The 20,270-nt window shown below is 59.6% G+C and carries 39 protein-coding genes and 1 tRNA gene; 17 read left to right on the top strand and 23 right to left on the bottom strand.

The window, feature by feature from the left end:
- The 4 genes from ABW043_RS12420 to ABW043_RS12405 all read left to right on the top strand — a co-directional run.
- Positions 1–1,042, top strand: a 1,042-nt coding sequence (locus tag ABW043_RS12420) for a TCR/Tet family MFS transporter (protein ID WP_353921519.1), incomplete at its 5' end; no start/stop codon positions are given.
- A 186-nt stretch (positions 1,043–1,228) separates the two neighbouring features.
- The gene (locus tag ABW043_RS12415; protein WP_035079006.1) at positions 1,229–1,501 is read left to right on the top strand and encodes an HU family DNA-binding protein; all 273 of its coding nucleotides are present in this window, start codon (positions 1,229–1,231) and stop codon (positions 1,499–1,501) included.
- Positions 1,502–1,866: 365 nt separating this feature from the next.
- Positions 1,867–1,942, top strand: a tRNA-Val gene (locus ABW043_RS12410).
- An 82-nt stretch (positions 1,943–2,024) separates the two neighbouring features.
- Positions 2,025–2,576, top strand: a complete 552-nt coding sequence (locus ABW043_RS12405; RefSeq protein ID WP_353921518.1) for a hypothetical protein — start codon at positions 2,025–2,027, stop codon at positions 2,574–2,576.
- A 13-nt stretch (positions 2,577–2,589) separates the two neighbouring features.
- Here the strand turns inward: ABW043_RS12405 and ABW043_RS12400 are convergent, their stop codons facing one another.
- The 18 genes from ABW043_RS12400 to ABW043_RS12315 form a co-directional block, all read right to left on the bottom strand.
- Entirely contained in the window at positions 2,590–3,678 is a 1,089-nt protein-coding gene (locus ABW043_RS12400) for a tyrosine-type recombinase/integrase (protein WP_353921517.1), read from the bottom strand.
- Entirely contained in the window at positions 3,669–3,911 is a 243-nt protein-coding gene (locus tag ABW043_RS12395) for a helix-turn-helix transcriptional regulator (RefSeq protein ID WP_353921516.1), read from the bottom strand. The genes ABW043_RS12400 and ABW043_RS12395 overlap by 10 nt, the downstream gene beginning before the upstream one ends.
- On the bottom strand, positions 3,904–4,221 hold the full coding sequence (locus tag ABW043_RS12390) for a DUF4326 domain-containing protein (RefSeq protein ID WP_353921515.1): 318 nt from the start codon (positions 4,219–4,221) through the stop codon (positions 3,904–3,906). Before ABW043_RS12390 ends, ABW043_RS12395 begins: the two co-directional genes overlap by 8 nt.
- Positions 4,214–4,429, bottom strand: a complete 216-nt coding sequence (locus ABW043_RS12385) for a BrxR family helix-turn-helix transcriptional regulator (protein WP_353921514.1) — start codon at positions 4,427–4,429, stop codon at positions 4,214–4,216. The genes ABW043_RS12390 and ABW043_RS12385 overlap by 8 nt, the downstream gene beginning before the upstream one ends.
- A 3-nt stretch (positions 4,430–4,432) precedes the next feature.
- Positions 4,433–5,068, bottom strand: a complete 636-nt coding sequence (locus tag ABW043_RS12380) for a hypothetical protein (RefSeq protein ID WP_353921513.1) — start codon at positions 5,066–5,068, stop codon at positions 4,433–4,435.
- Positions 5,065–5,430 (bottom strand): hypothetical protein, encoded by a 366-nt coding sequence (locus ABW043_RS12375; protein WP_353921512.1) that lies wholly within the window; start codon positions 5,428–5,430, stop codon positions 5,065–5,067. Before ABW043_RS12375 ends, ABW043_RS12380 begins: the two co-directional genes overlap by 4 nt.
- The gene (locus tag ABW043_RS12370) at positions 5,427–5,672 is read right to left on the bottom strand and encodes a hypothetical protein (RefSeq protein WP_353921511.1); all 246 of its coding nucleotides are present in this window, start codon (positions 5,670–5,672) and stop codon (positions 5,427–5,429) included. The genes ABW043_RS12375 and ABW043_RS12370 overlap by 4 nt, the downstream gene beginning before the upstream one ends.
- The gene (locus ABW043_RS12365; protein ID WP_353921510.1) at positions 5,669–6,076 is read right to left on the bottom strand and encodes an HNH endonuclease; all 408 of its coding nucleotides are present in this window, start codon (positions 6,074–6,076) and stop codon (positions 5,669–5,671) included. The genes ABW043_RS12370 and ABW043_RS12365 overlap by 4 nt, the downstream gene beginning before the upstream one ends.
- Entirely contained in the window at positions 6,069–6,347 is a 279-nt protein-coding gene (locus ABW043_RS12360) for a hypothetical protein (RefSeq protein ID WP_353921509.1), read from the bottom strand. The genes ABW043_RS12365 and ABW043_RS12360 overlap by 8 nt, the downstream gene beginning before the upstream one ends.
- Positions 6,340–6,558 (bottom strand): hypothetical protein, encoded by a 219-nt coding sequence (locus ABW043_RS12355; RefSeq protein ID WP_353921508.1) that lies wholly within the window; start codon positions 6,556–6,558, stop codon positions 6,340–6,342. Before ABW043_RS12355 ends, ABW043_RS12360 begins: the two co-directional genes overlap by 8 nt.
- The gene (locus tag ABW043_RS12350) at positions 6,551–7,447 is read right to left on the bottom strand and encodes a phosphoadenosine phosphosulfate reductase domain-containing protein (RefSeq protein ID WP_353921507.1); all 897 of its coding nucleotides are present in this window, start codon (positions 7,445–7,447) and stop codon (positions 6,551–6,553) included. Before ABW043_RS12350 ends, ABW043_RS12355 begins: the two co-directional genes overlap by 8 nt.
- Complete coding sequence (locus ABW043_RS12345; protein ID WP_353921506.1) at positions 7,444–7,581, bottom strand: hypothetical protein; 138 nt, start codon at positions 7,579–7,581, stop codon at positions 7,444–7,446. Before ABW043_RS12345 ends, ABW043_RS12350 begins: the two co-directional genes overlap by 4 nt.
- Positions 7,578–7,757 carry a hypothetical protein gene (locus tag ABW043_RS12340; protein ID WP_353921505.1) on the bottom strand — a complete coding sequence of 60 codons (180 nt, stop codon included), beginning with the start codon at positions 7,755–7,757 and terminating at the stop codon, positions 7,578–7,580. The genes ABW043_RS12345 and ABW043_RS12340 overlap by 4 nt, the downstream gene beginning before the upstream one ends.
- Complete coding sequence (locus ABW043_RS12335) at positions 7,757–8,014, bottom strand: hypothetical protein (protein WP_353921504.1); 258 nt, start codon at positions 8,012–8,014, stop codon at positions 7,757–7,759. The genes ABW043_RS12340 and ABW043_RS12335 overlap by 1 nt, the downstream gene beginning before the upstream one ends.
- A complete protein-coding gene (locus ABW043_RS12330) occupies positions 8,014–8,157 on the bottom strand; it encodes a hypothetical protein (protein ID WP_353921503.1) in 144 nt (47 codons plus the stop codon). Before ABW043_RS12330 ends, ABW043_RS12335 begins: the two co-directional genes overlap by 1 nt.
- Complete coding sequence (locus ABW043_RS12325; protein ID WP_353921502.1) at positions 8,154–8,342, bottom strand: hypothetical protein; 189 nt, start codon at positions 8,340–8,342, stop codon at positions 8,154–8,156. The genes ABW043_RS12330 and ABW043_RS12325 overlap by 4 nt, the downstream gene beginning before the upstream one ends.
- A gap of 8 nt (positions 8,343–8,350) precedes the next feature.
- On the bottom strand, positions 8,351–8,551 hold the full coding sequence (locus ABW043_RS12320; protein ID WP_353921501.1) for a hypothetical protein: 201 nt from the start codon (positions 8,549–8,551) through the stop codon (positions 8,351–8,353).
- A 146-nt stretch (positions 8,552–8,697) separates the two neighbouring features.
- Entirely contained in the window at positions 8,698–9,000 is a 303-nt protein-coding gene (locus ABW043_RS12315; protein WP_353921500.1) for a hypothetical protein, read from the bottom strand.
- 418 nt (positions 9,001–9,418) lie between these two features.
- Here ABW043_RS12315 and ABW043_RS12310 point away from each other — a divergent pair, with 418 nt between their 5' ends.
- On the top strand, positions 9,419–9,733 hold the full coding sequence (locus ABW043_RS12310; protein ID WP_353921499.1) for a hypothetical protein: 315 nt from the start codon (positions 9,419–9,421) through the stop codon (positions 9,731–9,733).
- Positions 9,734–9,743: 10 nt separating this feature from the next.
- On the opposite strand, the gene ABW043_RS12305 is transcribed toward ABW043_RS12310, so the two are convergent.
- The 4 genes from ABW043_RS12305 to ABW043_RS12290 form a co-directional block, all read right to left on the bottom strand.
- A complete protein-coding gene (locus tag ABW043_RS12305; protein WP_353921498.1) occupies positions 9,744–10,334 on the bottom strand; it encodes a hypothetical protein in 591 nt (196 codons plus the stop codon).
- Positions 10,324–10,926, bottom strand: coding sequence for a hypothetical protein (locus ABW043_RS12300; RefSeq protein WP_353921497.1), 603 nt, complete (start codon positions 10,924–10,926; stop codon positions 10,324–10,326). Before ABW043_RS12300 ends, ABW043_RS12305 begins: the two co-directional genes overlap by 11 nt.
- On the bottom strand, positions 10,923–11,651 hold the full coding sequence (locus ABW043_RS12295) for a hypothetical protein (protein WP_353921496.1): 729 nt from the start codon (positions 11,649–11,651) through the stop codon (positions 10,923–10,925). The genes ABW043_RS12300 and ABW043_RS12295 overlap by 4 nt, the downstream gene beginning before the upstream one ends.
- A gap of 100 nt (positions 11,652–11,751) precedes the next feature.
- On the bottom strand, positions 11,752–12,438 hold the full coding sequence (locus tag ABW043_RS12290) for a LexA family protein (RefSeq protein WP_353921495.1): 687 nt from the start codon (positions 12,436–12,438) through the stop codon (positions 11,752–11,754).
- 94 nt (positions 12,439–12,532) lie between these two features.
- On the opposite strand from ABW043_RS12290, the gene ABW043_RS12285 reads away from it, so the two are divergent.
- The 6 genes from ABW043_RS12285 (at position 12,533) to ABW043_RS12260 (ending at position 15,501) form a co-directional block, all read left to right on the top strand.
- On the top strand, positions 12,533–12,775 hold the full coding sequence (locus tag ABW043_RS12285) for a hypothetical protein (protein WP_353921494.1): 243 nt from the start codon (positions 12,533–12,535) through the stop codon (positions 12,773–12,775).
- Positions 12,772–13,155 carry a LexA family protein gene (locus ABW043_RS12280; protein ID WP_353921493.1) on the top strand — a complete coding sequence of 128 codons (384 nt, stop codon included), beginning with the start codon at positions 12,772–12,774 and terminating at the stop codon, positions 13,153–13,155. The genes ABW043_RS12285 and ABW043_RS12280 overlap by 4 nt, the downstream gene beginning before the upstream one ends.
- Positions 13,156–14,190, top strand: a complete 1,035-nt coding sequence (locus ABW043_RS12275; RefSeq protein ID WP_353921492.1) for a DUF2312 domain-containing protein — start codon at positions 13,156–13,158, stop codon at positions 14,188–14,190. It begins immediately after the preceding gene.
- An 85-nt stretch (positions 14,191–14,275) separates the two neighbouring features.
- Positions 14,276–14,551, top strand: coding sequence for a hypothetical protein (locus ABW043_RS12270; protein ID WP_353921491.1), 276 nt, complete (start codon positions 14,276–14,278; stop codon positions 14,549–14,551).
- Positions 14,552–14,905: 354 nt separating this feature from the next.
- Complete coding sequence (locus ABW043_RS12265) at positions 14,906–15,268, top strand: hypothetical protein (protein WP_353921490.1); 363 nt, start codon at positions 14,906–14,908, stop codon at positions 15,266–15,268.
- 44 nt (positions 15,269–15,312) lie between these two features.
- A complete protein-coding gene (locus ABW043_RS12260) occupies positions 15,313–15,501 on the top strand; it encodes a hypothetical protein (RefSeq protein ID WP_353921489.1) in 189 nt (62 codons plus the stop codon).
- On the opposite strand, the gene ABW043_RS22900 is transcribed toward ABW043_RS12260, so the two are convergent.
- Positions 15,498–16,322 (bottom strand): HNH endonuclease, encoded by an 825-nt coding sequence (locus ABW043_RS22900; RefSeq protein ID WP_502908641.1) that lies wholly within the window; start codon positions 16,320–16,322, stop codon positions 15,498–15,500. The genes ABW043_RS12260 and ABW043_RS22900 overlap by 4 nt on opposite strands.
- A 127-nt stretch (positions 16,323–16,449) precedes the next feature.
- Between ABW043_RS22900 and ABW043_RS12250 the strand changes: the two genes are divergently transcribed.
- From ABW043_RS12250 to ABW043_RS12225, 6 genes are read left to right on the top strand one after another with little or no spacing between them, the layout of a single operon-like run.
- A complete protein-coding gene (locus ABW043_RS12250; protein ID WP_353921488.1) occupies positions 16,450–17,022 on the top strand; it encodes an MT-A70 family methyltransferase in 573 nt (190 codons plus the stop codon).
- A gap of 45 nt (positions 17,023–17,067) precedes the next feature.
- Entirely contained in the window at positions 17,068–17,274 is a 207-nt protein-coding gene (locus ABW043_RS12245; RefSeq protein ID WP_353921487.1) for a hypothetical protein, read from the top strand.
- Positions 17,275–17,327: 53 nt separating this feature from the next.
- Positions 17,328–18,122: a helix-turn-helix domain-containing protein gene (locus ABW043_RS12240; protein ID WP_353921486.1), complete on the top strand. Its 795-nt coding sequence runs from the start codon at positions 17,328–17,330 to the stop codon at positions 18,120–18,122.
- Positions 18,119–18,997 carry a helix-turn-helix domain-containing protein gene (locus ABW043_RS12235; protein WP_353921485.1) on the top strand — a complete coding sequence of 293 codons (879 nt, stop codon included), beginning with the start codon at positions 18,119–18,121 and terminating at the stop codon, positions 18,995–18,997. Before ABW043_RS12240 ends, ABW043_RS12235 begins: the two co-directional genes overlap by 4 nt.
- A gap of 31 nt (positions 18,998–19,028) precedes the next feature.
- A complete protein-coding gene (locus tag ABW043_RS12230; RefSeq protein WP_353921484.1) occupies positions 19,029–19,613 on the top strand; it encodes a hypothetical protein in 585 nt (194 codons plus the stop codon).
- A 32-nt stretch (positions 19,614–19,645) separates the two neighbouring features.
- A complete protein-coding gene (locus ABW043_RS12225) occupies positions 19,646–20,122 on the top strand; it encodes a hypothetical protein (RefSeq protein WP_353921483.1) in 477 nt (158 codons plus the stop codon).
- Positions 20,123–20,270 lie beyond the last annotated feature (148 nt).

Below are 20,270 nucleotides of genomic sequence, written 5' to 3'. Positions count from 1 at the left end.
CCAGTTCCTGTTCTCCCCGATTCTGGGCGTGCTCAGCGATCGCTTTGGCCGCCGCCCGGTGCTGCTGGTGTCCCTGGCAGGCGCCGCCATCGATTATCTCATCATGGCCTTCGCCCCGCATCTGTGGATGCTTGTCATCGGCCGCGCCATTGCCGGGGTCACCAGCGCCAATATGGCCGTCGCCACGGCCTACATCACGGACATCACCACCGAGGAAGAACGCGCCCAGCGCTTTGGCCTCTTCCACGCCATGTTCGGCGTCGGCTTCATCATCGGCCCCGTTATCGGCGGCATCCTGGGCGATTGGTGGCTCCACGCCCCATTCCTCGCCGCCGCCATACTCAACGGCGTCAACTTCGCCCTGGCGCTTTTCGTCCTGCCCGAATTGAGACCCGGAAAGTCCGATGCGCGCTTCACCTGGGAAACCCTCAACCCCTTCAAGCCGCTCGCCTGGGCCTTTAATTTCAAGGCCTTGGTGCCGCTGATGGCCATCTTCCTGATCATGAATTTCGTCGGCACCGTCTATGGCACGACCTGGGCGCAGTTCAGCGAAGACCAGTTTGCCTTTTCCGGCCTGACCATCGGCCTGTCGCTCGGCGCCTTCGGCGTTTTCCACGCCCTGGCGCAGGCATTTCTCACCGGCCCGGCCGTTGCCTGGCTTGGCGAGCGGTGGGCGCTGATCGTCGGCATGGCCTTTGAAACCGGCGCCATGCTCACCCTCGCATTTGCCGGCCACGGTTGGCTGCTTTTCGCCATGGCACCACTCTTCGCCCTGGGCGGCATTGGCATGCCGGCGCTGCAATCTCTGACCACCCAACAGGTCGATTCCGATCGCCAGGGCCAGCTCCAGGGCGTGCTCGCCAGCATTGTCAGTCTCGCCTCGGTATTCGGCCCGCTGCTCTTCAGCGCCATCTACGCTTCGGTGCGCCACGATTGGCCTGGAATGATCTGGATTGTGGCCATCTGCATCTACATGCTCGCCCTGCCGCTGATGCTCGGCATCCGAAGAGGCCCGGCTGCGGCAAAAAACCCGGCGGAATGATGGTGAAAAGGCCGGAAAACCTGACACTTCGGCCTTGTCGGTCCCGAATTTCCGGGTCATTAACATTCCCGTACCGTTCGACCTCGCCAAAACGGCGGAAACTCTTGCGCTTCAGCTAGAATCGACCAAGGGTTGCCGCCACCAAGCTTCGCCAGCGAGGGCGGGCATTCACTGTGAGGATACGCAATGAACAAGAACGATCTGGTTGGCGTCGTTGCCGACAAGGCTACGATCACCAAGGCTCAGGCCGCTGAAGCGGTTGACGCAGTGTTCGAAGCAATCACCGCCGCCCTTAAGTCGGGTGACGAAGTTCGTCTCGTTGGCTTCGGCACGTTCGCCGTGTCGCAGCGCAAGGCATCGACTGGCCGCAACCCGGCCACCGGCGCAGAGATCCAGATTCCGGCCTCCAATCAGGCCAAGTTCAAGCCCGGCAAGGGCCTGAAGGACGCGATCAACTAAAAGCACCGCTTTTAGCGCTTTCAAGCAAACGGCCCCGCGAGCACTCGCCGGGGCCGTTTTGTTTTTGCCGATGAGGGGCACAAGTCCGTACAGGCCAAAACCTCCGACCTGTCGTCACCGCGGGTCGCTCTCGGACTTGATCCGGAAACCCAGTGGTCTAAGCCTCACAAGAACAGGGCCAGTAGTGACCAAAACTGGCTAGTTTCGTCAGTTCGCCCGATGCGGCCCTACGTGTGTTGAAGGCCTGCGCAACACAAATCCCCACCCAGCTTCCCACAGTCCCGCGGGCCCATCGGCAAATTGCCTGTTGACGGGCAGGGGCAGGGGCCCTAATCAGAGCGCCGTTCCAGACCATTGTGTCGGACGGGCGATTAGCTCAGTTGGTAGAGCGTCTCGTTTACACCGAGAATGTCGGCGGTTCGAGTCCGTCATCGCCCACCAACCCCTTTATTTATCAAGGGGTTAGAATGCAATTTCTTGATCAGTTAGAACGGATACGTGTGTTGCCAGTCGGGAGGGGCGAGTGGCTGACGAAGTAGAAGTAGCCGAAACCACGGCTGAAGCAGTCAAAGGTTTGGGCCTCAAGAAGTACTTGTGGCTCTATTTTTTTGTGGTGCCATTAGCCGCTGTTACGGCCTCGTCAGTTGCGATTGGCATTGCCGCACTAGACGGTTTGGCCGCTCATCCGTCCGCAATGAAGCTCTATGCGATGGTTGTTCTCGCGTCGGCCAAGCTCGTCGCTGTTCTCGGTGCCGGGTATGGGATTGGGCTCGTATTAGCGTTGGTTACGCTCTTTCTGCGCAACCAGTCAGAACGAAATATCAAAGTGGTGGAAGCGAAGATCTCGCGCGCACAACAGGCACTCGATACGGCGCGGGAAGTGGTTGCGTCGGCTCCCAGTCCGAATCTGGCGCTAGTTTTCAAAATGCTTGCGTTCGCCAACGAGAATCAGACGTTAGCGCTGTCGGTCGGATACGCTGCATTAATTATTGTGGGTGGCTTCTCGACGTTCGTGTGGCCGGACCTTATGGCAGTGTACCAAGCGCTTCAGACAATCGCATCCGAAGGGTCGTGACCGCCCGGTGCAATCATCGCTTAAGTCGAGCCATAGCCGCCATGGCTAGCTTCCTCTGGTCTGCTGACCGAGTGTAGCGCTCAACTTCCTCGATAGTCTTGTGGCCAGAAACAGCCATAATTTCTCTGGTAGAGCAGCCAGACTCAGCCAGACGCCGACACGCCGCCTTGCGCAGGCCGTGGGCGTTGAAGCCTTTGGGCAATCCCGCATCTCGGCAGCGATCGCCAAACCAGTTGCCGAAAGAGGTCGGCTGGAAGGGCTTGTTGTGCTCGGAAAGCAGGAAGGCGGGGATGTCTACCGTGACGGCATCCAGAACTGGCGCCAGGTCGTCGTGGATAGGGATATCGAGATAGGCGCCGGTCTTCTGCTGGCGGACGGCCATCATGCCGTCGCGGATGTGCTGGCGGCCCATGCGGACTACGTCGCTGCGGCGCTGGGCGGTGAAGAGCAAAAGGGCGAGGGCTAGGCGCGGCTTGGAGCCGACAGGCCAGTGGTGCTCGAATTGCTCGATGTGGTGCTCTTCCCAAACGAGAAAGCCTTCGCCATCGCCAACCTTGAGTGGCCTAATGCCGATAGTCGGGTTGTCGGTGCGCAACTCTTCATCGATGGCGACTTTGATCAGCAGCTTGAGGGTGCGCATGCGCTTGTTGGCGGCACCGGGCGTTTCAGCCTTCTCGGAGATCAACGCCTTGACGCCGCGGCGGTCGAGCATTGCAATGGCCTTCGGGCCGTGCGGATTGCCGTTCTTGTCCTTCTCGCGACGAAACTTGTCGATCTCGTTGCGATAGGTTGCCTGAGTTATGGGCGCGAGGGTCTTGAACTCGGCTGACGCGTAATAGCGTAGCGCGACATCATCGACGCTGCCGGGAATGATCTTAGGGGCGCGGGCGGAGGCCTTGCGCGGCTGTTTGGCTTCCAAGGCGTCTAGGCAGGCCTGATAGGCGGCCATGAAGCTCCTGGAGCCCGGCAGACCGGGAAGCGCGGTCTTGGGTTCGCCGAGCTTGTTGAAGTAATGGCGGCGCACGCCAAGCCGATCAGTATAGCTCTTGATGTATTTGAGCTTGATCGTGCTCACCGGCTCGCCTTCGGGTTTCAATGCCACGGGTTATCCTGCTGTTCTTCGCCCTCGATTGGCAATGCCCGGAATGCAGCGTCGATATCGTCCACGTCCCAGACGCGCCGATTGTCGATAAGGCGAGGGCGCGGCATGCGGCCGTCTTTGACAAGTTCGGCGAACTTGCTGGCGCCAAGCCCGATATACATTGCGGCCTCAGCCTCCCCGAGGCCGCGCCGAATCGGCAGGCGAGCGGCGACAGAGGCTTTGCGCTCACTCATTGGCGATCTCCAGGAGGACATCGGCGTGGCAGGGTTCGCCATCAAGCGGGCACCAGCACGCCAAGTTCTTACCCTGCAGCTCGGACCGGATCGCTTCGCGGAAGTTGGCCATGGCTGGCTGCCCGATCAGCGTGCGGAAAGCGTCAACGGCTTCGGCGCGCGAAAAGCATACTGAAGTGGTGCCATCTGGGGCTTTAATGCTGTCGCCTACTTTGAACGGGTTGCCGAACCGGGAAGACCTGTCGACCTTCACCGTGTTGAATGGCATCCGCCAGCCCTTTTGGCGCGAAAGCTGGAAGCGCTTAGGCATGTTCTGGTTCCTCGAGGATATACGCCTTCGCGCTGACATCGTAACGGACGAAGGGAGGGGCACTCGCGAGGAACGTGGCGATGTCCATCGAGGCTTGCGGCACTGAAATATCGAACTCGCGTACAAGGTCGGCCCGTCGCACCTGACCGAACTGCCGAAGGGTTGCTGCGATAAACTCCTGACGACGATCTTTGAACCACTGGCTCATTCCTCAAGCCTCCTTCAGGGCTGCGGTGAGGGCGGCGCGAGCCTCTGACAAGTCGCGCTCAACCAGGGCGTCTTCTCGATCATCAAATGCAGGCATTACCATCGAGCCATCTGACTTTGACCCAACGCGGCTGCGCGCACCTTCGTAAATTCGACGCGCAGCCCGCTCCACCATCTCGTCGGTGACCGCCTCTAGCTGTGGGGAGGCGTAGAGGGAGTGAGACCCGGCGGGGTATTTGCTCCACCACAGCTCCGGCATCAGATGGGTGGCGCCGCGCATTCCGTCTTTTCCCATCTCAACCACGTCGAACGTCGCCACCGGCTCCTGTGCGGGTAGGGAGAGGGTGGAGAGGGTGCGCTGGCGATAGTCGGCTTCGTGCCGTGCTTTCTGATCGCCGGTATAGGCCGTCACTTCACAGCCGCTGACAGGATCGGTTGCTCGCCAGAAATGTCCGTCGTACCCAGCGATGCATGTCCAATCCAGCGGCTTCACCTCTACCCCTGCCACAGGCTTGGAGCGGAGGGACCGAAGCTCTTGCACGATGCGCGCAGCCTCGCCAGGTTGCATGGGCACGCATGGGACGCCGGCGCCAACTATCTCAGCCAGCCGTTCGTCCGACACCCTGTTCTCGTTGCTCATGACTGGTCTCCAATCGCGATGACGGCCGAAAGCAGGGCCTCGACAATCGCCAGCTCCATTGTTGGGGCGTTTGCCGAGAAGTCGCGGCAAGGTTCGTCCGGCTCGGTGAGGCAGGCCCATGGCATGTCTTCTTCGCCGCATGTGCCCATGGCGATTTCCCAGCGAGCCGGTAGAGCGTGCTGTGCGAGATGCATTGCGTCATCGGCCGAGAAGGTGAAGCAGGGCAGGCCGAGCGGAATTCGGTCTTCGCCGTCGCCTTCGATGAAGGTCCATCCGAGCGCGCGAGCAAGGGCGGCGTCTATTTCTCGATCAGGCCCAGGAGCCTTCTTCACTCTCTCAAGCAGTTCATTGAGATCGGTCATGGCTTCAGCCCCGTTTCATTGAGCGCACGAATTGCTTCCTCGTTGGCGCCGTTGGCCTTCGGCTCGACGTCGGTGAGGATGACTTCTGCGCAGCGATAGGTGTTTCCCTTGCCCAGCCCGAGCCGGCCAAACAGGTAGAGGGCGCGCTCGACGCCTGCACGGTCAGAGTGCGCGCCGTCCGTCAGGGTTGGATTTCCGTGGCGATCGACCTTGGCAAGCCAGAATTGGCGGGTCTCGCTCATGTCGTTCTCCTGGCCATGATGTCGCCTTCGAATTTCGGGGTGCGGGGCTTAGTCGCCTTGTTCTGCGGTCCTGCTTTCCTGAAGCCTTGGGAGCGCATGGAGGGCTGGGGCTGAATACCGAGATGCTTGGATCGCACTCTGGCGGTTTCGGACTTCGCTGCCTGGTCCTCTGCGTCCTTCAGCGGCTTGCACCAGGAGCAGGTGAGGCAAAGGTTCGGCTCGGCGTTGGGGCCACCCAGAACGAGCGCGTGGCGGTGCTCAATGATCCAAGCATCACCGACAGGGATATCGCGCCGGCAGCGGTGGCACTTGCCAGCCTCGCGATCCCATACCCGCAGACGGACGCGTGGCGGCACAGGCGTGTCGTCGGTCTTGCCCTGCCAAGCGTCAACGCTCCTAGCCATTGTCATTGGCCTTCGCAGGCGTGAGACCGAAGAAGTTGTCGGCGGCGACGGTGGCGTACCCCAGCGATGACGCCAGGTGCTCAATCATGCGGTTTGGCGGCAGGCGAGTGTATTTGCTGGTCATGTGCGCAGCGGCAGTCAGCAGAACCATGACGGCATCGGCGGGGTCTTCGCCTACGCCTTGGCAAATGGCTTGCACTGCTGCCTCGACAGCGAGGACGCGCTGGCGCGGATCAGTCGGAGCTTTGCCCTTGATGATGATCTCAACCATTGGCTTCCTCCTGTCCTTGAGACGTGAGGGTGAAGCGAGGGCCATCGTCGGTGTCCTCAATGGTGAGGAAGCCGTCCTTAGCCATACGCTTGAGCGACTTGTGGCCGTCTCTGGGAATGCGGGCGGTGGTATCGGCGCCGGGGCAATAGCTGCCGCCAGCTTCCGAGACGAAGCGCAATAGCTGGCGCTCTTGGTCGGTGAGCTTACGCATGGGCGCCTCCAAACTCGACTTCGCAACTTTCGGAGCCACAGGCGTCGAGGTCAGCATCGAGCCAATCGATCAGGTCGATTTGGTAGCTTCTGGCATCGTCTTCCGCCGGCGCAAACTTCGTTTCGGCTGCAATACGCTTTAGGTCGGACACTGCTAAATTTCCACGGAAGAACCGGCGCGGCTCGCCCGTTTGACCGGCGCCGGCAAAGGCGTGCTGTGCCTCCATGCGCGTTGGAAAGTCGTAGGCCTCTGGGCGCTCCGAAATGATGGTCAGATGCTTGCGCATCGACTTCTTCCAGCACCACTTGCAATTGCCCTCGTAGCCTTTCAACTCGAGACGGAACGGTTGCCGCTGCCAGAATTCGTTGACCTTGGACTTTGTGTGCGGGAAGCGGCTGACGAGTGGATAGATAAGCCGCTCGCGCGCCGCGTTCGGCGAAATGCGGTCGATTTCGTCCGTACGAATGCCTATGGCCGTGTCGTATGTTCCTGCCGCCCAGCCATGTTCTCTTGCCCACCGGTGGATAGGCCGAGACTTAAGCTCTCGGGAGCAGTGCGAGAACGCCTGGTTTGGAATTCCATACTTTGCGATGACGGCCTCGAAGGGCTCCCCATCGCGACTCGCGGTGGCGTAATCGACCGTCTTCGGCCGCGATCCAACTCCGCGTTGCGGCGAGACCTCAGCCTCGATCCAGTTCACGTTTAGGCCGAAGGCATCGTTACATTTCTCCACAAACCGTAGCGTTTCCTCGTGCTCTTGGCCGGTGTTGGCGAACACCGTTCGGATGCGATCGTACTCGGTGGCGTTCTCGATCATGAGCTTTGCCATCAGAGCTGATGTCTCGCCGCCGGAGAAGCTGATCAGCAGTCTACGCTGTTCGTCGCTCATGCTGCTTCCTTCCGATCAGCCCCAGCAGAAGGCGAGGGAGCTAGAACAAGACGCTGAGAGAAAGCCCCGAAGAACTTGCCGTCGGGGAGTTTGAAGAGAGCTTCGCCATTGCCGATGGGGTAGGTGGCTTTCATGCCTTCACCTCCGGAACAAACCGATAGTGGGTAACGAAGCCCAAGAAGCTGTCCCTCTGGGTCTCGACAACGAAGCCAGCCGGCGCCGGCGGTGGATCGGAGAAGCCGCAGAAGATCCAGCCGGGCACGTTGACCGCGCTGCGGATCAGTTCGGCGTAAGGGTGAGCGTCGGCCATTAGTGCGCCTCCAACTGGTAGAGGGCGTGGAACGGCATCTCGTGGCCTGAGCTGAATTCGTTCTCACGAAATTCCGCAAACCAGTCGTCAGCATCGGCGCGGCACGCTTCATGCCAGGTAAAGTTCTGCCACGAGCCGTCATAGACTGAGTGCTCACGGAAATACCGGCTGCCTGCCAAGATCGGCCAGCAGCACCAGATGCACCGGTGAGGTTTACGTGCGATCGTGGACTTGCGTGAAAACTCGTGGAAGCCCATCAGAATGCTCCCCAGATCGGCGCATCCCAGCGAAGCCAGAAAGCGCAGGCCAACAGGCCATAGAAGAACGCCAGCAGAGCCAGGCCAGTAAGAACGGCCAGAGCGTCATGGGCGAGGGAATGGGGCTTCGCTGCGGTGCTCATGGGATGAACCCCGGCCAGATTGTGACGGTCAGCTTCTGGTCCATGGATTCCCTGATGTACCAAACGATGTCCTCATCACCGTCGAAGGGGGCGTGACAGCTGACCAGGTGGCCGTCGCTGTCGCGGGCCTCTGCCTGCCAACCGAGTTCGCGCGTTTTCTCCGGCGTCTGGAGATTGATGGGCATAGGGTCTTTCATTCCCCTCCCTCCAGATTATCGTGGTTGAGGTCGGTATCGCCTTCGACGGCAACACGGGCTTCTCGATCGTCATTGCGATCGAGCGCAGCATCGCCCTTCCGGATCGAAGCGAAGAACTCCTCAGCATTGCCGGCTGCTAGCGCCGCACAGGCAGCGTCCATAGAGGCGTTGAAATTCGCCTGCTGCTCCTCAGTCAAAGGAGGAGCCACACGCCGCCTATTGCTTCCATAGAGCGCATTGCCGGGGCGATTGCCGCTACGGGTACGAAGTCCGGGAGTGCCTGGCATAGAATAAATCGGCGGGTGCATTGTCCGCGTACCCGCCGCTCCTGGGAGGGAATGGGTTAGGCGCGCGGCGCCAGCAAAAGGATGACGAGGCCCGGCTGCCAGTGAGCGTCCGACTTGATCTGCTTGCGGATGTCGGCGGGCGTGACTTGGCACTTGGTGGCCAGCTCACCGATGCGCTCATCGCTTACATCGGCGACGAGCTGCTTGGCCTGTATGCGAAGCTTTGCGGTAGATGCGGACTGCTCTCTGCGGTCGGCGCGGGCGTTCTTCGCTTCAGTCGCCTTATAGCGATCGAGCTGGGCATCGATGTTGCCGCGCTTGGTGAGCGGAATGTTGAGCGCGCCGTGATCCAGAGCCATTTCCCATCTCCCTAGAGGCATCGCCTCGGTGATCTGATGGAACAGAGTATGCGATAATCGCACAGCAATCGTCAAGCACGAATTGTGCGAAAAATGCATAGGTGGACGATCGTTAAACTTTGCTCTCGAATCGCTCTCGACTCTCCGAGCGTTCTGCGCTTTGAATGCAAACGCGAACAGAACAGGAACAAAGCGATGTTTGAAGGAACGCGTCCGGCTCGCATTTTCGTCCTCCATTGCCTCTGCGCGAACTGCCAGCGGCCGACGACCAGGCGCGTCCAGATACCTCGCATGGAAGGGGCGCCGACGACCGTGGATGAATTCATAGACGGGCTAGAGCACAACCCAGTGCCGTTCACCTGCGGGCATTGTGAAAGCCTGATTGGGGAACTGGTGGGAGTAACGATGGAGGCCGACCATGTCGCAGCGTGAGGTCAACGAATTCATCGTCGTCGCGCCGGCGACGCTGGGTAAGGCAGTCGAGTGGGCGGAGCCGCGGTTGCTCCAATTCTTGGGTGGTCAATTCCCGAGCTACCGATTCCGCATCGAGCCCTTTGGTCCATTTGCTGACGACGAGGAATTCACAGTGATCCCGATCATGAACCGGCCGCCCGTGCCAGGGGAAGACCGAGACCCTGACGAGCTGCACATGTGTCAGCTCCATCCGGAAGCTATTCCGCAGATCCAACAGGCTCTGCGCTCATTCGATCCAGATAAGACCCGGGGCCACTAAGTTCACGCCTTCAGGGCTCGCTGTAGAAAGCTTCCGGGGGTGGAAGAGTAATCGTTTCGATTTGGTGGGCGATATCGAGATCTTCGCCGCATACGGTCATGTGGGGGGGCGACATTGTGCGGGCGAATCTGTTGAGTATCGCAATGCGCTCCAGAGAGATTGCGCGCTTGATGCTTACGTCACTTGGTTTCATGACGTAGTTGCGAACGTGCAATTCGACATGGCAATGCGCGGGCTCATCGTTCTCTTCAAGTGGAACGATCCGCACATCATAAATGGAACTGCCTTGCGATCTGACTTGATCGGCGTCCATGTCGTAAAATCCACGATAATGCGACGTTTCCTGGAAGCGTATAGGCTCTCTGTTGTTTTTGGTGACAAATCGCTGGCGCTCGTTCGCGCGCGCAACAGCGGCAGATCGGCACCCAAAGCCATGGACGTCTTCAATGCTAGATAGCATATCCCGATCCCCAACGGAGAAGCCCTTGGTGCCGTTACTATCTAGGTCGCCCAGGGCGAACAACGCCTCAGAATCGAAGGCCTCATTGCGCAAAAATCGGGGGTAAATTGCCAGTCGACATACCGCGCCGTTACTCGACATCGTCGTCCAATGTGCCGTGAGAAGATGCTGTTCCTCCTAGAACAGCGGACCATTTGCCCCAGCTTTCACTGAAGTGGGGCAGATCGTTATGGACGCACTTTACGGGCTTGAGTGTCCCGACGTCGAGAAGTGCAGCGTCGTCTGAAAACACAGTCAAATAACGCTTGAAATCCGGGTAGGCCCAACTGAGGATAACCTCATCCTTATCGTGCGAATTTATCTTAGGCGGATCGATGCCCTCAATCGCAAGCCGACTGATCAGGCCCCGAGCTGCATTGGCTGCCTCGTCCGTCACGTAAAGCGCGTCGCCTTCCTCCTGTTCGGCCATGCTCTGCAATGCTTCGTAGAGAGCGGCGTAGTAGTACGCTCGATAGTTGCTGTCAGTGCTCGCCGAGTTAGACGCGAGGACTGTCACCGGCTTGATTGGTTCGGCCTGTTCAGAATTGCTGTCGGGGAAATGCCCATACAGATAATATGCGCGCGCGGTTGCTCTTCTTGTAGCTACTGCGCTGCGAAATGCGGCTACTGCGGTAGAAGAGGCTGAACTCGTCGCGTTCGCGGCATACGAAGTTGTCTTTTCCGACTTGGTCATTTGAGCGCGTCCACATGGCCGGCAATGGCAAGCCGGTCGGCTTCGGCAAGCAACTCGAGCAAAAGTCGTCGTTGCTCATCAGTCGCGTAGGGCTCGGACGTTGGTACGTTGTTCACGTCAACGACGATGCTGACCCCAAACCGGCTGACGGTTATTGGGGCGCCTGAAGGAGCTGTTGGGATCATCATCTGTTGCATGTGGCCGACCCCCACCCTCAACAAACGATTCAGCAGCGCGTCTCCGTTCACGGACTTCAATCGACGATTAATCTGAAACATCACATCCAGAGCGTCGTCATAATTAAGTTGGAGGCCGCTAAGTTTCAGCGCATGCGCGCTTGCGCTTTCGAGAGTTTCTTCAGGCTGCCACAGATTTGCGATGACCGCCTGTCGAACTACACCTGAAAACTCCGCCTTTGCGGCAATCGATGATGCCGCGGCGAAAACCTTCTTTCGATCCAGAATTGGCCATGCCTCGTCCGGTCCCGGGGTTGGATCGTCAGGCTGAAACAGCAACTCAATTCGGCCGGGCTGCACGCCAACTTGCACCGTCAAGTCGTTGAAGCGCCCATTGGCTGTCGATAAGTATGGGACTGGCCCGCCGAACCCACGATGAGTTTGGTATCCATCTGGATCAGCGCCGAAGATTTTGCGGTATGCGTCTAGTGCCGCGGTGGGTGGCTCGACTGTGAACCATGCGATCTGGAACGCTTGAACTTGATCCATTTCAATCCTTGTCGGTACCCGTGCCCGAACGAGCATAGATATTGCAATTCTCGCTGCTCATATCAAGAATGGCATTAGCAGCGTGATATGAAGAAGTATGTCACAGTGGTAGGTCGTTTCTCACCGACCGCACGAGCGCGATAATCTCAACGCTGACGCCATCATCGGCACGGGCGTCTCGCTTGATGACGATCGGCTTGTGGGTGCGGTTGGTCGATCGAGGGTGAAATTCAGTCCGATCCTCGTAGAGTTCGACCTGCTTCACCGACCATTCGCGCGTGTGGCCACCGTCGCGGGTGCGTTCGACCACGACGACCAAGCCATCCTTTACCCGTACCTGGCTGGCCACGTCCTCGAAGGATACGCAGATCAAGCGGTCACCGGACATGATTGGTCTGGGCTCGAGCGCATTCATGGAATCGCCCTCGACATCGAACGCCATGCGGCGCGCGTTGGGGAAGCGCTCATCAGGTGGTTCGTAAACCCGATCTGCGTCTGACTGGTCGAAGTCATCCACTTCGCGGAACACGCCTGCAGCAAGCTTTCCGTTGACCTTGATAGGTAGCAGGCCGACGGAAGGCGCCGCCCGAACGTCACCTGCCGGCGGGTCTTCTTCGAAGTACTCAGCGGCGATCGGGATCTCGCTCGACTTCAAGCCGCGCTTCCCATTCACCAGCTTGTTGATCGCGGAGGGGTGCACGCCGAGACGCCGCGCCAACTCGCTCTGGGAGCGGCCGGGCTTCGCAAGGTTCTCAATTACCCACTGAAGGATCGGATCTTCGGACATGTGATTATTTCGCATAGGAGCGCTCAAAACGTCCTGTGCGATTATCGCTTAAATAGTTCTTGACCGACTGTGCGAAAAGCGCATAGTTAGACCCATGAAGTGCGAGCCCGCTACATCCATCATCAAGAAGTTCGGCGGCCCCGAAGCGGTGGCGGCCATTGTTGAGGCCACGCCTGGTCAAGTCCGGCGGTGGCGTCAGGTCAAAGAGAAGGGCGGCACCGGTGGCGCTGTTCCTCATTGGCATATTCCCAAGCTGATGGCGGCTGCGACCGCGCGAAAACTGAAGGTGCGGGCGGAAGATTTCCTGCCACGCCAGCCAGAGGGAGCCGCAGCATGACCCTTCCATCCGATATCCCCGAAGACATCGCTGATCGTGCCGCCATCCTCATGGATGCGAACCGGCACATTGCTGACGATCTCGAATACACGGCCAGGATCATCATGGCGGTGGAAGCGTCTGGCCCGGTGGGTCTGAGCAAGAAGCAGGCGAATGCGCTGGCCTTCATCGAAGGCTTCATCGGTGACCGGGGCTATTCGCCGACCTTCGAGGAAATCTCGCAAGGACTCGGCATGAGCAGCCGCAGCGGCGCACATCGCGTCGTCCAACAGCTCATTGAGCGCGGCGCAGTCCGTCGCATGGCGGGTAGGGCGCAGACCATCGTCATCGTGAAAGATCGCGATGTAAGCACTGCTCACAAAATTTCTGAGGTGGCATAAATGGCCGTCGAGGACAGCGTAGCTCAAGACCAGATCCGTGCATTCATCGAACGCATTGAGCGGATGGAAGCCGAGAAAGCCGCGATCGCTTCGGACATCAAGGAAATCTACGCGGAAGCCAAGGGTAACGGCTTCGACACGAAGATTTTGCGCAAGCTGGTGACCATTCGCAAGCAGGATGCCAACGAGCGAATGGAGCAGGAAGCGCTGCTCGAATTGTACATGGGCGCTCTGGGCATGATCGAACTGCCCACTGAGGACGTCTACGACGGTGAGCGCGAGCGGCTGAATTCTATCGCTGCGCAGCTGCGCGCCGCGCCGATCAAGCCGAAGTCCGATCCTCTGGCTGCGCTTCGCGCCGATCCGGCCATGGCCATCGTTGCGCCCGCCGACATCACCCCAAAGAGCAATTTGCAGAATGTGCAAAGTGCTCAAACTGAACCCCGGCCGACCAAAGCGGCTGGCGGCGACCTGACTGCCCTTGCCCCCAATGACGGTCAGGTCGCACCCACTCAGCCGGAAGCGGCGAACGAGAAGCCAGAGTCTTCCGATATTGGCGCCAGCGATCCGCAGCGGTCGGTGGAGGCTATCCGTAAGGATGCTTTTTCGGACGGCTCTGGCCCCCATGCGTACGCCGCCCCGGGCATCGTCACCTGGGAAAGCACTCCGCCTGAAGGCGTAGAGCGCCATCCCTATTCCAATGCGTTCGGAACACTCGGTCAGGATGCTGTCGTCATTGCCGATGACATCGCCATGGCTAAGGCCGCGCCTATCGTGAAGATGGGCAACGTCATCCTCGACGGTTGGGCCCGGTACATGACGGCGCGCGGCTCCGTTGGCCTCACCGGTCAATCGACCGAGTATCAAGTCGTCCAGTACGACGGCGACGACGCACTGCTCGACTGCATTCGCTGGAACGTCGACGGCCGCATTTTGTCCAGCAAGGACAAGCAGACCATCGTCAACCGCCTCAGCGTCATAGAGCCCAAGCGTAAGGCCGACATCATCAAGGCAGTGGCGGAGCTGGCGATATGAGAGCTCGTCCTGCTCAGGCATTCGCTGCAGCCTTTGGGCTTGTCGCATGTGCGGCATTCATCCTGCAAATTGTGGGAGGGCTGTCATGAGCGCGTGGGCAAGGCCAGGCGTGAAGTGCGTCTGCATCAAGAACTCCACCCGGATCGTGAACTATCAGGGGATGCCGCCCTTCCTGAAGGGCCAGACCTTCACCATCGCTGGCGTCGAGCAAAACGGTTACGGCGTCTGCCTTTATTTCGAAGAGCGCGGACCAAACCAGTGGGCGCATATCAATGGCTTCCGGCCATTGGTTGAGCGTACTCAAGAGCAGGATCTTGAACACTTCCTGCCGTTGCTCAACACGGTCGAGGAGTCCGCCTAATGCGCGCTCTTCCCGCCAGTAATCACAGCCAGAAAGGGCCGCGCTCTCACGATGCGCACCCTGGCATTCGAATTCTCATTCCGGCGGTCACCCTCTCCGTCGGAGGGCGAGTGATCTGCATCCATCGACTCCTCCCGGTCGAGCAGGTCATTCGCCCAGCTCATAGCGTGCGGTTTGACGGTTGGCGCCGTCGCTCCGCGCATTTCCTGCCGGCTCAGCAAGCTTCTCAATTCATCGCTGACCGGTCGATCCATCGTCGTCGCCTTTCGTCGTCCACGTCTCTCGTTGGCCCTTACGCTAACGAGAACGGATTGACCTATGCGCAAACATTCTTTGCTTCCGGAGCAAATGCCGATGACTGACTGCACGGTTGTCGATGAGGCCGCCCACTGGGCTGACTGGCTGGTTCGTCGCGAGCATCGCGGCCCCGGCGATACGGTCGAAGCTGCCAGGCTGCGCGCCGCCCGGAAACACAAGCTGCCCGAGCGTCTGCTCTGGGCGCTCCGCTATCGCAAGCCCAAGCGGATCTGGGCTGACCTTTACGTGAAACTTCAAGAGGCGGTCGAAACCGAAATCGCCCGTCAGGAGAAGGCCCTTGAGCACGACATCGAAATCACCCGAGCCCGGCAGCTTACGCCGTCTGGCCGGACTGCTGTTGCACAGGCTGAGGCTTTTCTTGGAGCGGTGGCGCAGCCGGAAACACGAGCGGCTCCCTAACGAGCCTGCAGAGAAGACAACCCCACGCATCGAGGACTGACATCATGGAATGGCTCAATCGCCTCCTGTCGACCAAGCCCACGGTACAGCCCCAAAAGCGCTGTGAATGCGGACGCTTCTGCAAGCACGACAAGCCTGACATCACCGACAAGCTGGTGGCCGATATGTCGGCCGCTGGCCTGTATGTCCCCAAGCACTTCGCAGGGCGTCTGCAGGGTGGTGGCCAATGCTAGCGTCTGAAGGGAGGTTCGATCGCTGGCATCAATGCGAGAAGCTGATTGTTGTAGGCGGGGCCGTCAATGCCGGCGTGGACGCGTCGATGGCAATTGGGGCACAGACCAATAACGAACCTAGGGTCGTCAGGTCCTCCGTCGCTAACTCGGCGAATGTGGTGCGGCTCAAGGTAATGACTGCGGTCGGGACGCAGGAATGGCGCCTGTCGCGCGCAGCCTTCGCAATGTCCCTGCGCTCGATGCAGAACGTAACTCTTCACGTCGGCGCTGCGCTCGTAGACATTTCGAGGTGCGCCTTGCCGTGGTGCCCGGATGCCGGCCGCCTCATATGCACGATTGCGCAAGTCAACCGGATCGACTGGTTGGCCTTGTTCTCGTTCGACAGCAATGTCCTCTACTTGCTCGCGGACCGCATCCAGGAAGCGCAACTCGAAGACGATAGCGTCACGCATCTCTCCTTTCGTGTCCGGAGCCCGCTGAATGCGGTGGTTCTCGTAGACCATTTCACCTTCAAATCGGAGCGGACCGCCTTCGTTCTTGAAAAGCAGAAGGCTACGACCCTTAGCGGAATGGTCACGGATGGCGCGGTTGCCCTTGATCATCCGCATGTGGCCTTCTTGGCCTTCGCCATAGTATTCGAAAACTCCATCCTCTCGCAGGACGTCGGCATAGCCGTGAGCCAGGCCGGCTTCGCCGCTGATGATGAAGTCCACTGCGTGGGCGGCCGGCGTGATGATCCCTCCGCGTTGCTGGCCATTAAATCGAGCATGAATGTCCGCCCGTCTGTTGTAGACGCGGCCAACCTCAAATCCCCAAGCCATCCATTCCCCCAAGTGTTCCGGCCGCACGCTAACCGCGATGCTCGGGATTCGAAAGCCTGGAGGGCAGCAGCATGACTCCCTCTTCACGCGGTCCATTCCTATCCACTGGGAAGAAGAGGGCAGGGGAATGACTACCTGGCCCTTCGGCAACATGCCCATGTTCTCGTTCGACGTCGTGATGGCGGATCCGCCATGGTCTTTCGATAACTGGTCGGAAGGCGGCAACGCCAAGAACGCAAAGGCGCAGTACGACTGCATGCCGACCGAGGAGATCAAGCGCCTACCGGTTGGACATCTGGCGGCTGGCGATTGCTGGCTGTGGCTCTGGGCGACCTATCCCATGCTACCCGATGCGATCGCGGTCATGAATGCCTGGGGCTTCAAGTATGTGACCGCTGGCCCATGGGTGAAGCGCGGCGTTTCCGGCAAGCTCGCGATGGGCACCGGTTACGTGTTGCGATCGTGCTCGGAAATCTTCCTCATTGGGAAGAACGGCGAGCCGAAGACCCATGCCCGCGATGTCCGCAATGTCCTTGAGGCGCCGCGGCGCGAGCACTCCCGGAAGCCTGATGAGGCCTATGCGATGGCCGAGAAGCTGTTTGGCGCTGGCCGTCGAGCTGATCTGTTCTCGCGCGAAACCCGGCCGGGCTGGACGTCATGGGGCAACGAATCCACGAAATTCGATGAGGCAGCAGCATGACCTCCGTCCTCCAATCCCAGCACGAACACTATGCCGAGGTACATCATGGCCGGTAGGCGTTTGAGCGATCGAGTCCACCTGCACGCCGATGGCGAGACCCTGCCGGCGTTCTCTGGCCTGGCCTTTGAGCAGGATTATGAGCCACGCGACCTGTGGAACCTCGACCATGAAGAGCAGCGCCGAAAGATAGCGGCACGGGCTGCCAAGGGTGCTCGCGCCACTCGTCGCCAGCAGTTTGGAGGTCGAGCATGACAGTCTCGTATCTCCCATTGATCAAGGTCCAGCAGAGGCGTCACGACTTTCCAGTGCACGACCGCAGCTTCACGTCGTCGGTCGATCTCATGGCCGCTGGCAAAGCTGCGCGTGAGCGACTGATGGGTGTCTTGGAGAATCCGGCGCCCCAAGCCGTCGCGTCAGTCCCGGAGCCCCGCGTCGTCGTGGCGGCCCCTGTTGTCGTGCCGCTACGAATTCGCCCTCGCACAGCGCCGCTCAACATGCTGCAGCGCAGCTCGGCTAAGTTTCTGCTTCGTCTGATCGCGCTGAAGCATCAGATCTCTGCTGAAACCATCCTTGGGCTATCGCGAAAGAAAGACGTTGTGCTCGCGCGAACAGAGGCAATTTGCCTGATCTATCAGCACACCCAGTGGAGCCTTCCCCAAGTCGGGCGCTTCATGCATCGCGACCATACCACGGTGCTCTACTCGCTGCGAAAGAGCGGCGTGGAGCGCAAGAGGGTCGAGATGATCCCGCATATGGCCGCGGCGCTTCGCCCTCAGCACCCTCCGCGGGTGCTGGCTGAGCGACTGAAGCGCGATGTCATCGTCATTCCGCAGTCGGCCAACTTCATTTCTGACGCCATTTTGCCAGCTCAGCAGATCATCGAGGAGGTCTGTGAGTACTACGGGGTGTCCGAGCTCGAATTGCGGAGCCATAGGCGGGCCGAGCACCTCGTTGTCGCTCGTCATGAGGCAATGTACCGGCTGAGCAAGGAAACCGCCCTCACGAGCCGGGAAATCGGCAAGGCGATGGGTGGGCGAGACCGGTCGCTGGTGAACTACGCCGTCAATGCCCACAAGGCTCGCATTGAGGCCAGCCGATGAGCATCCAAGCCGTCGCATTCGTCCTCGATACCCATGTGCCCGAAGTGGCCGCCAAGATGCTCTTGGTGTGCCTGGCGAACGCGCACAACCAGTCTACAGGCCTTTGCTGCCCGTCCGTCGCCCGGTTGGCCGAGGAGAGCAGCATGTCGCGCCGTAGCGTGCAGCGCTGGCTGAAATGGCTGACGGAAAACGGCCTGATCGAGACCATCGGAACGAGTGACGATAGCGGCCGTCAGCAGTCCAACGAGTACCGAATTGTTGGCTTTGTGAGGGGTGCCAAATTGACACCCTCCCCCAACGGTAGGGGCGACACTGCTGACACGGGGGAGGGCGTCACAGGTGTCACCCTCGGGGGTGTCACTGGTGGCACCCCTCTAAAGAAACCGGAAGAAAACCGGAAGAAGGAACGGGAACAGGCGGACGCGCGCATTTCGTTTGAGGAAATCTGGAAGGCGTTTCCTCGCCGCCGGATGACGAACCGCACCGAAGCCGAGGCGGAGTTCGCCAAGCTGGCAGATGACGAGACCCATCGTTGCCTCACGGCGGCCAAGCGGTTTCACCAATGGCACATCGAGGACGCTGCCGCTCGCAACGAGACCGCCGAGAAGGCGCTTGAGTTTCGAATGGGCTTGGCCAAGTGGCTTCGAACCGAGGCATGGATCGCTGCCCTGACGATCTCCCTGGCGAATGACCCTGTTCCCGTCGATGCCGTCACAGGGTGGGTCTACCTCGCCGCAGATCACCCGGATTTCCAAGCCGTTGAACGAATGCTCGGCAAGAAGCTGACCGTCCATAGTGCCGGCGGGAAACGCGGCTTTCGCATCGAAGAAATCGAGCAGGCGAGGGCGCAAATGTCCCCGTCAGCAGCACACTAAACCATCATCCCATCCAACAAGAGGCAGCAAAATGGCTAAGGGTCGTCCCCGCAAATCGAATGTCCGCCGTACGAAGTCCGGAGCGATCAGCCGCGCCGCTGGCGCGTATCACGACAACGAAGATGGTATCGCGCTCCGGATGCGCGTCTTCGGTCTCACCGAAATCGAAGCCCGGGACCAGAAGGCCGCCACTTACGTCGGGCGTCTCTGCCTAGCCGGAAATCGCAACTCAACTGACGGCATCAGCGCAGCCCAATACGATGCGGCTGTGGCTTATTTGGAAGCCCAGCAGAACTTCAAGCGGGCAGTGAAGTCCCCTGATGCACTTTCGACTGGCACCGGAGGCGCCAGTGGCCCGGATGGGGCCGGGTATGACACCTGGTGTCAGCGGGCCATCGCCAAATGGGAGAGCATCGAAGCCGCAATCCAGACCGAGCAGGGCTTTCACGAAAACCGCGGTGCCAACATGTGGGCAGCTCTCGACTACTTGCTGAGCAGGGACCAGGCGTTGCCGCATATGATCGGTGATCTGCGGTTGGGCCTAAACGCAGTGGGACACCACCTAGGCATAATTCCCTTTCGAGCGAAAGTGGACGAAAGCCCACAGGCGGCGTAGATCAGGAGCTTAAAGTCGATAGAGGAAGCGACATGCAAAAAATTGAAGTGCCTGAAGACATTGCTGCTATGCTGATGACCAAGTTTGCGGAGTTAACAGCGGAACAAAAGCGGGCGGAATTCGGTGCAGATGATCCAGCTTTCGCGGCGTTTGCGAGCGATGATCTTTTTGCGCTCGTAATCGGTACACGCCCTGAAATTGAAGGCTACGAGCGCCGCGCTAACAAGTCTGGCTCACCGCTGCCTGGTATTAGGATGTCCAGAGAAAATACAGGCTCAACTTATGTCAATGTGCACGGCGGGCCCTTTTGGCTCGAAGGTGGAGGTAAGGTTAGTGGCGGGCAAACGGTACTGGGGCTCGAGCCTGATGCTGACATGGGAATAAAGGTCATGAACTTCGAGCGTGGGGGCGCGCGGTCCTATAAGGTGGGTTGGGCGTTCGTCGCCGCATTCGGTTCAAAGATCACCAAGTCGACTATGAGCAGCCAGCTTGAAATGTACCTAAAATAGCGCCGGCCTTGACTAGTGTTAGCAAATCACCATAAATGCACGTAATGCGACGTTGATACTTCCGTATCAAACGACAGCCGCCCCGGAAACGAGGCGGCTTTTTTTGATCGTACATCGCTTAGTCGCTAGGCTGGCTTTGCTCGTTCGC

This window comes from Devosia sp. (assembly GCF_040509215.1).
GTDB lineage: Bacteria > Pseudomonadota > Alphaproteobacteria > Rhizobiales > Devosiaceae > Devosia.
This window is presented reverse-complemented; position numbering and strand designations above follow the sequence as displayed.

Coding starts and splice junctions, on each gene's coding strand:
- ABW043_RS12415 (WP_035079006.1), top strand. CDS start 1,229: ATGAACAAGAACGATCTGGTTGGCGTCGTTGCCGACAAGGCTACGATC.
- ABW043_RS12395 (WP_353921516.1), bottom strand. CDS start 3,911: ATGAGTGAGCGCAAAGCCTCTGTCGCCGCTCGCCTGCCGATTCGGCGC.
- ABW043_RS12390 (WP_353921515.1), bottom strand. CDS start 4,221: ATGCCTAAGCGCTTCCAGCTTTCGCGCCAAAAGGGCTGGCGGATGCCA.
- ABW043_RS12385 (WP_353921514.1), bottom strand. CDS start 4,429: ATGAGCCAGTGGTTCAAAGATCGTCGTCAGGAGTTTATCGCAGCAACC.
- ABW043_RS12380 (WP_353921513.1), bottom strand. CDS start 5,068: ATGAGCAACGAGAACAGGGTGTCGGACGAACGGCTGGCTGAGATAGTT.
- ABW043_RS12375 (WP_353921512.1), bottom strand. CDS start 5,430: ATGACCGATCTCAATGAACTGCTTGAGAGAGTGAAGAAGGCTCCTGGG.
- ABW043_RS12370 (WP_353921511.1), bottom strand. CDS start 5,672: ATGAGCGAGACCCGCCAATTCTGGCTTGCCAAGGTCGATCGCCACGGA.
- ABW043_RS12365 (WP_353921510.1), bottom strand. CDS start 6,076: ATGGCTAGGAGCGTTGACGCTTGGCAGGGCAAGACCGACGACACGCCT.
- ABW043_RS12360 (WP_353921509.1), bottom strand. CDS start 6,347: ATGGTTGAGATCATCATCAAGGGCAAAGCTCCGACTGATCCGCGCCAG.
- ABW043_RS12355 (WP_353921508.1), bottom strand. CDS start 6,558: ATGCGTAAGCTCACCGACCAAGAGCGCCAGCTATTGCGCTTCGTCTCG.
- ABW043_RS12350 (WP_353921507.1), bottom strand. CDS start 7,447: ATGAGCGACGAACAGCGTAGACTGCTGATCAGCTTCTCCGGCGGCGAG.
- ABW043_RS12345 (WP_353921506.1), bottom strand. CDS start 7,581: ATGAAAGCCACCTACCCCATCGGCAATGGCGAAGCTCTCTTCAAACTC.
- ABW043_RS12340 (WP_353921505.1), bottom strand. CDS start 7,757: ATGGCCGACGCTCACCCTTACGCCGAACTGATCCGCAGCGCGGTCAAC.
- ABW043_RS12335 (WP_353921504.1), bottom strand. CDS start 8,014: ATGGGCTTCCACGAGTTTTCACGCAAGTCCACGATCGCACGTAAACCT.
- ABW043_RS12330 (WP_353921503.1), bottom strand. CDS start 8,157: ATGAGCACCGCAGCGAAGCCCCATTCCCTCGCCCATGACGCTCTGGCC.
- ABW043_RS12325 (WP_353921502.1), bottom strand. CDS start 8,342: ATGCCCATCAATCTCCAGACGCCGGAGAAAACGCGCGAACTCGGTTGG.
- ABW043_RS12315 (WP_353921500.1), bottom strand. CDS start 9,000: ATGGCTCTGGATCACGGCGCGCTCAACATTCCGCTCACCAAGCGCGGC.
- ABW043_RS12310 (WP_353921499.1), top strand. CDS start 9,419: ATGTCGCAGCGTGAGGTCAACGAATTCATCGTCGTCGCGCCGGCGACG.
- ABW043_RS12305 (WP_353921498.1), bottom strand. CDS start 10,334: ATGTCGAGTAACGGCGCGGTATGTCGACTGGCAATTTACCCCCGATTT.
- ABW043_RS12300 (WP_353921497.1), bottom strand. CDS start 10,926: ATGACCAAGTCGGAAAAGACAACTTCGTATGCCGCGAACGCGACGAGT.
- ABW043_RS12295 (WP_353921496.1), bottom strand. CDS start 11,651: ATGGATCAAGTTCAAGCGTTCCAGATCGCATGGTTCACAGTCGAGCCA.
- ABW043_RS12290 (WP_353921495.1), bottom strand. CDS start 12,438: ATGTCCGAAGATCCGATCCTTCAGTGGGTAATTGAGAACCTTGCGAAG.
- ABW043_RS12285 (WP_353921494.1), top strand. CDS start 12,533: ATGAAGTGCGAGCCCGCTACATCCATCATCAAGAAGTTCGGCGGCCCC.
- ABW043_RS12280 (WP_353921493.1), top strand. CDS start 12,772: ATGACCCTTCCATCCGATATCCCCGAAGACATCGCTGATCGTGCCGCC.
- ABW043_RS12275 (WP_353921492.1), top strand. CDS start 13,156: ATGGCCGTCGAGGACAGCGTAGCTCAAGACCAGATCCGTGCATTCATC.
- ABW043_RS12270 (WP_353921491.1), top strand. CDS start 14,276: ATGAGCGCGTGGGCAAGGCCAGGCGTGAAGTGCGTCTGCATCAAGAAC.
- ABW043_RS12265 (WP_353921490.1), top strand. CDS start 14,906: ATGACTGACTGCACGGTTGTCGATGAGGCCGCCCACTGGGCTGACTGG.
- ABW043_RS12260 (WP_353921489.1), top strand. CDS start 15,313: ATGGAATGGCTCAATCGCCTCCTGTCGACCAAGCCCACGGTACAGCCC.
- ABW043_RS22900 (WP_502908641.1), bottom strand. CDS start 16,322: ATGGCTTGGGGATTTGAGGTTGGCCGCGTCTACAACAGACGGGCGGAC.
- ABW043_RS12250 (WP_353921488.1), top strand. CDS start 16,450: ATGACTACCTGGCCCTTCGGCAACATGCCCATGTTCTCGTTCGACGTC.
- ABW043_RS12245 (WP_353921487.1), top strand. CDS start 17,068: ATGGCCGGTAGGCGTTTGAGCGATCGAGTCCACCTGCACGCCGATGGC.
- ABW043_RS12235 (WP_353921485.1), top strand. CDS start 18,119: ATGAGCATCCAAGCCGTCGCATTCGTCCTCGATACCCATGTGCCCGAA.
- ABW043_RS12230 (WP_353921484.1), top strand. CDS start 19,029: ATGGCTAAGGGTCGTCCCCGCAAATCGAATGTCCGCCGTACGAAGTCC.
- ABW043_RS12225 (WP_353921483.1), top strand. CDS start 19,646: ATGCAAAAAATTGAAGTGCCTGAAGACATTGCTGCTATGCTGATGACC.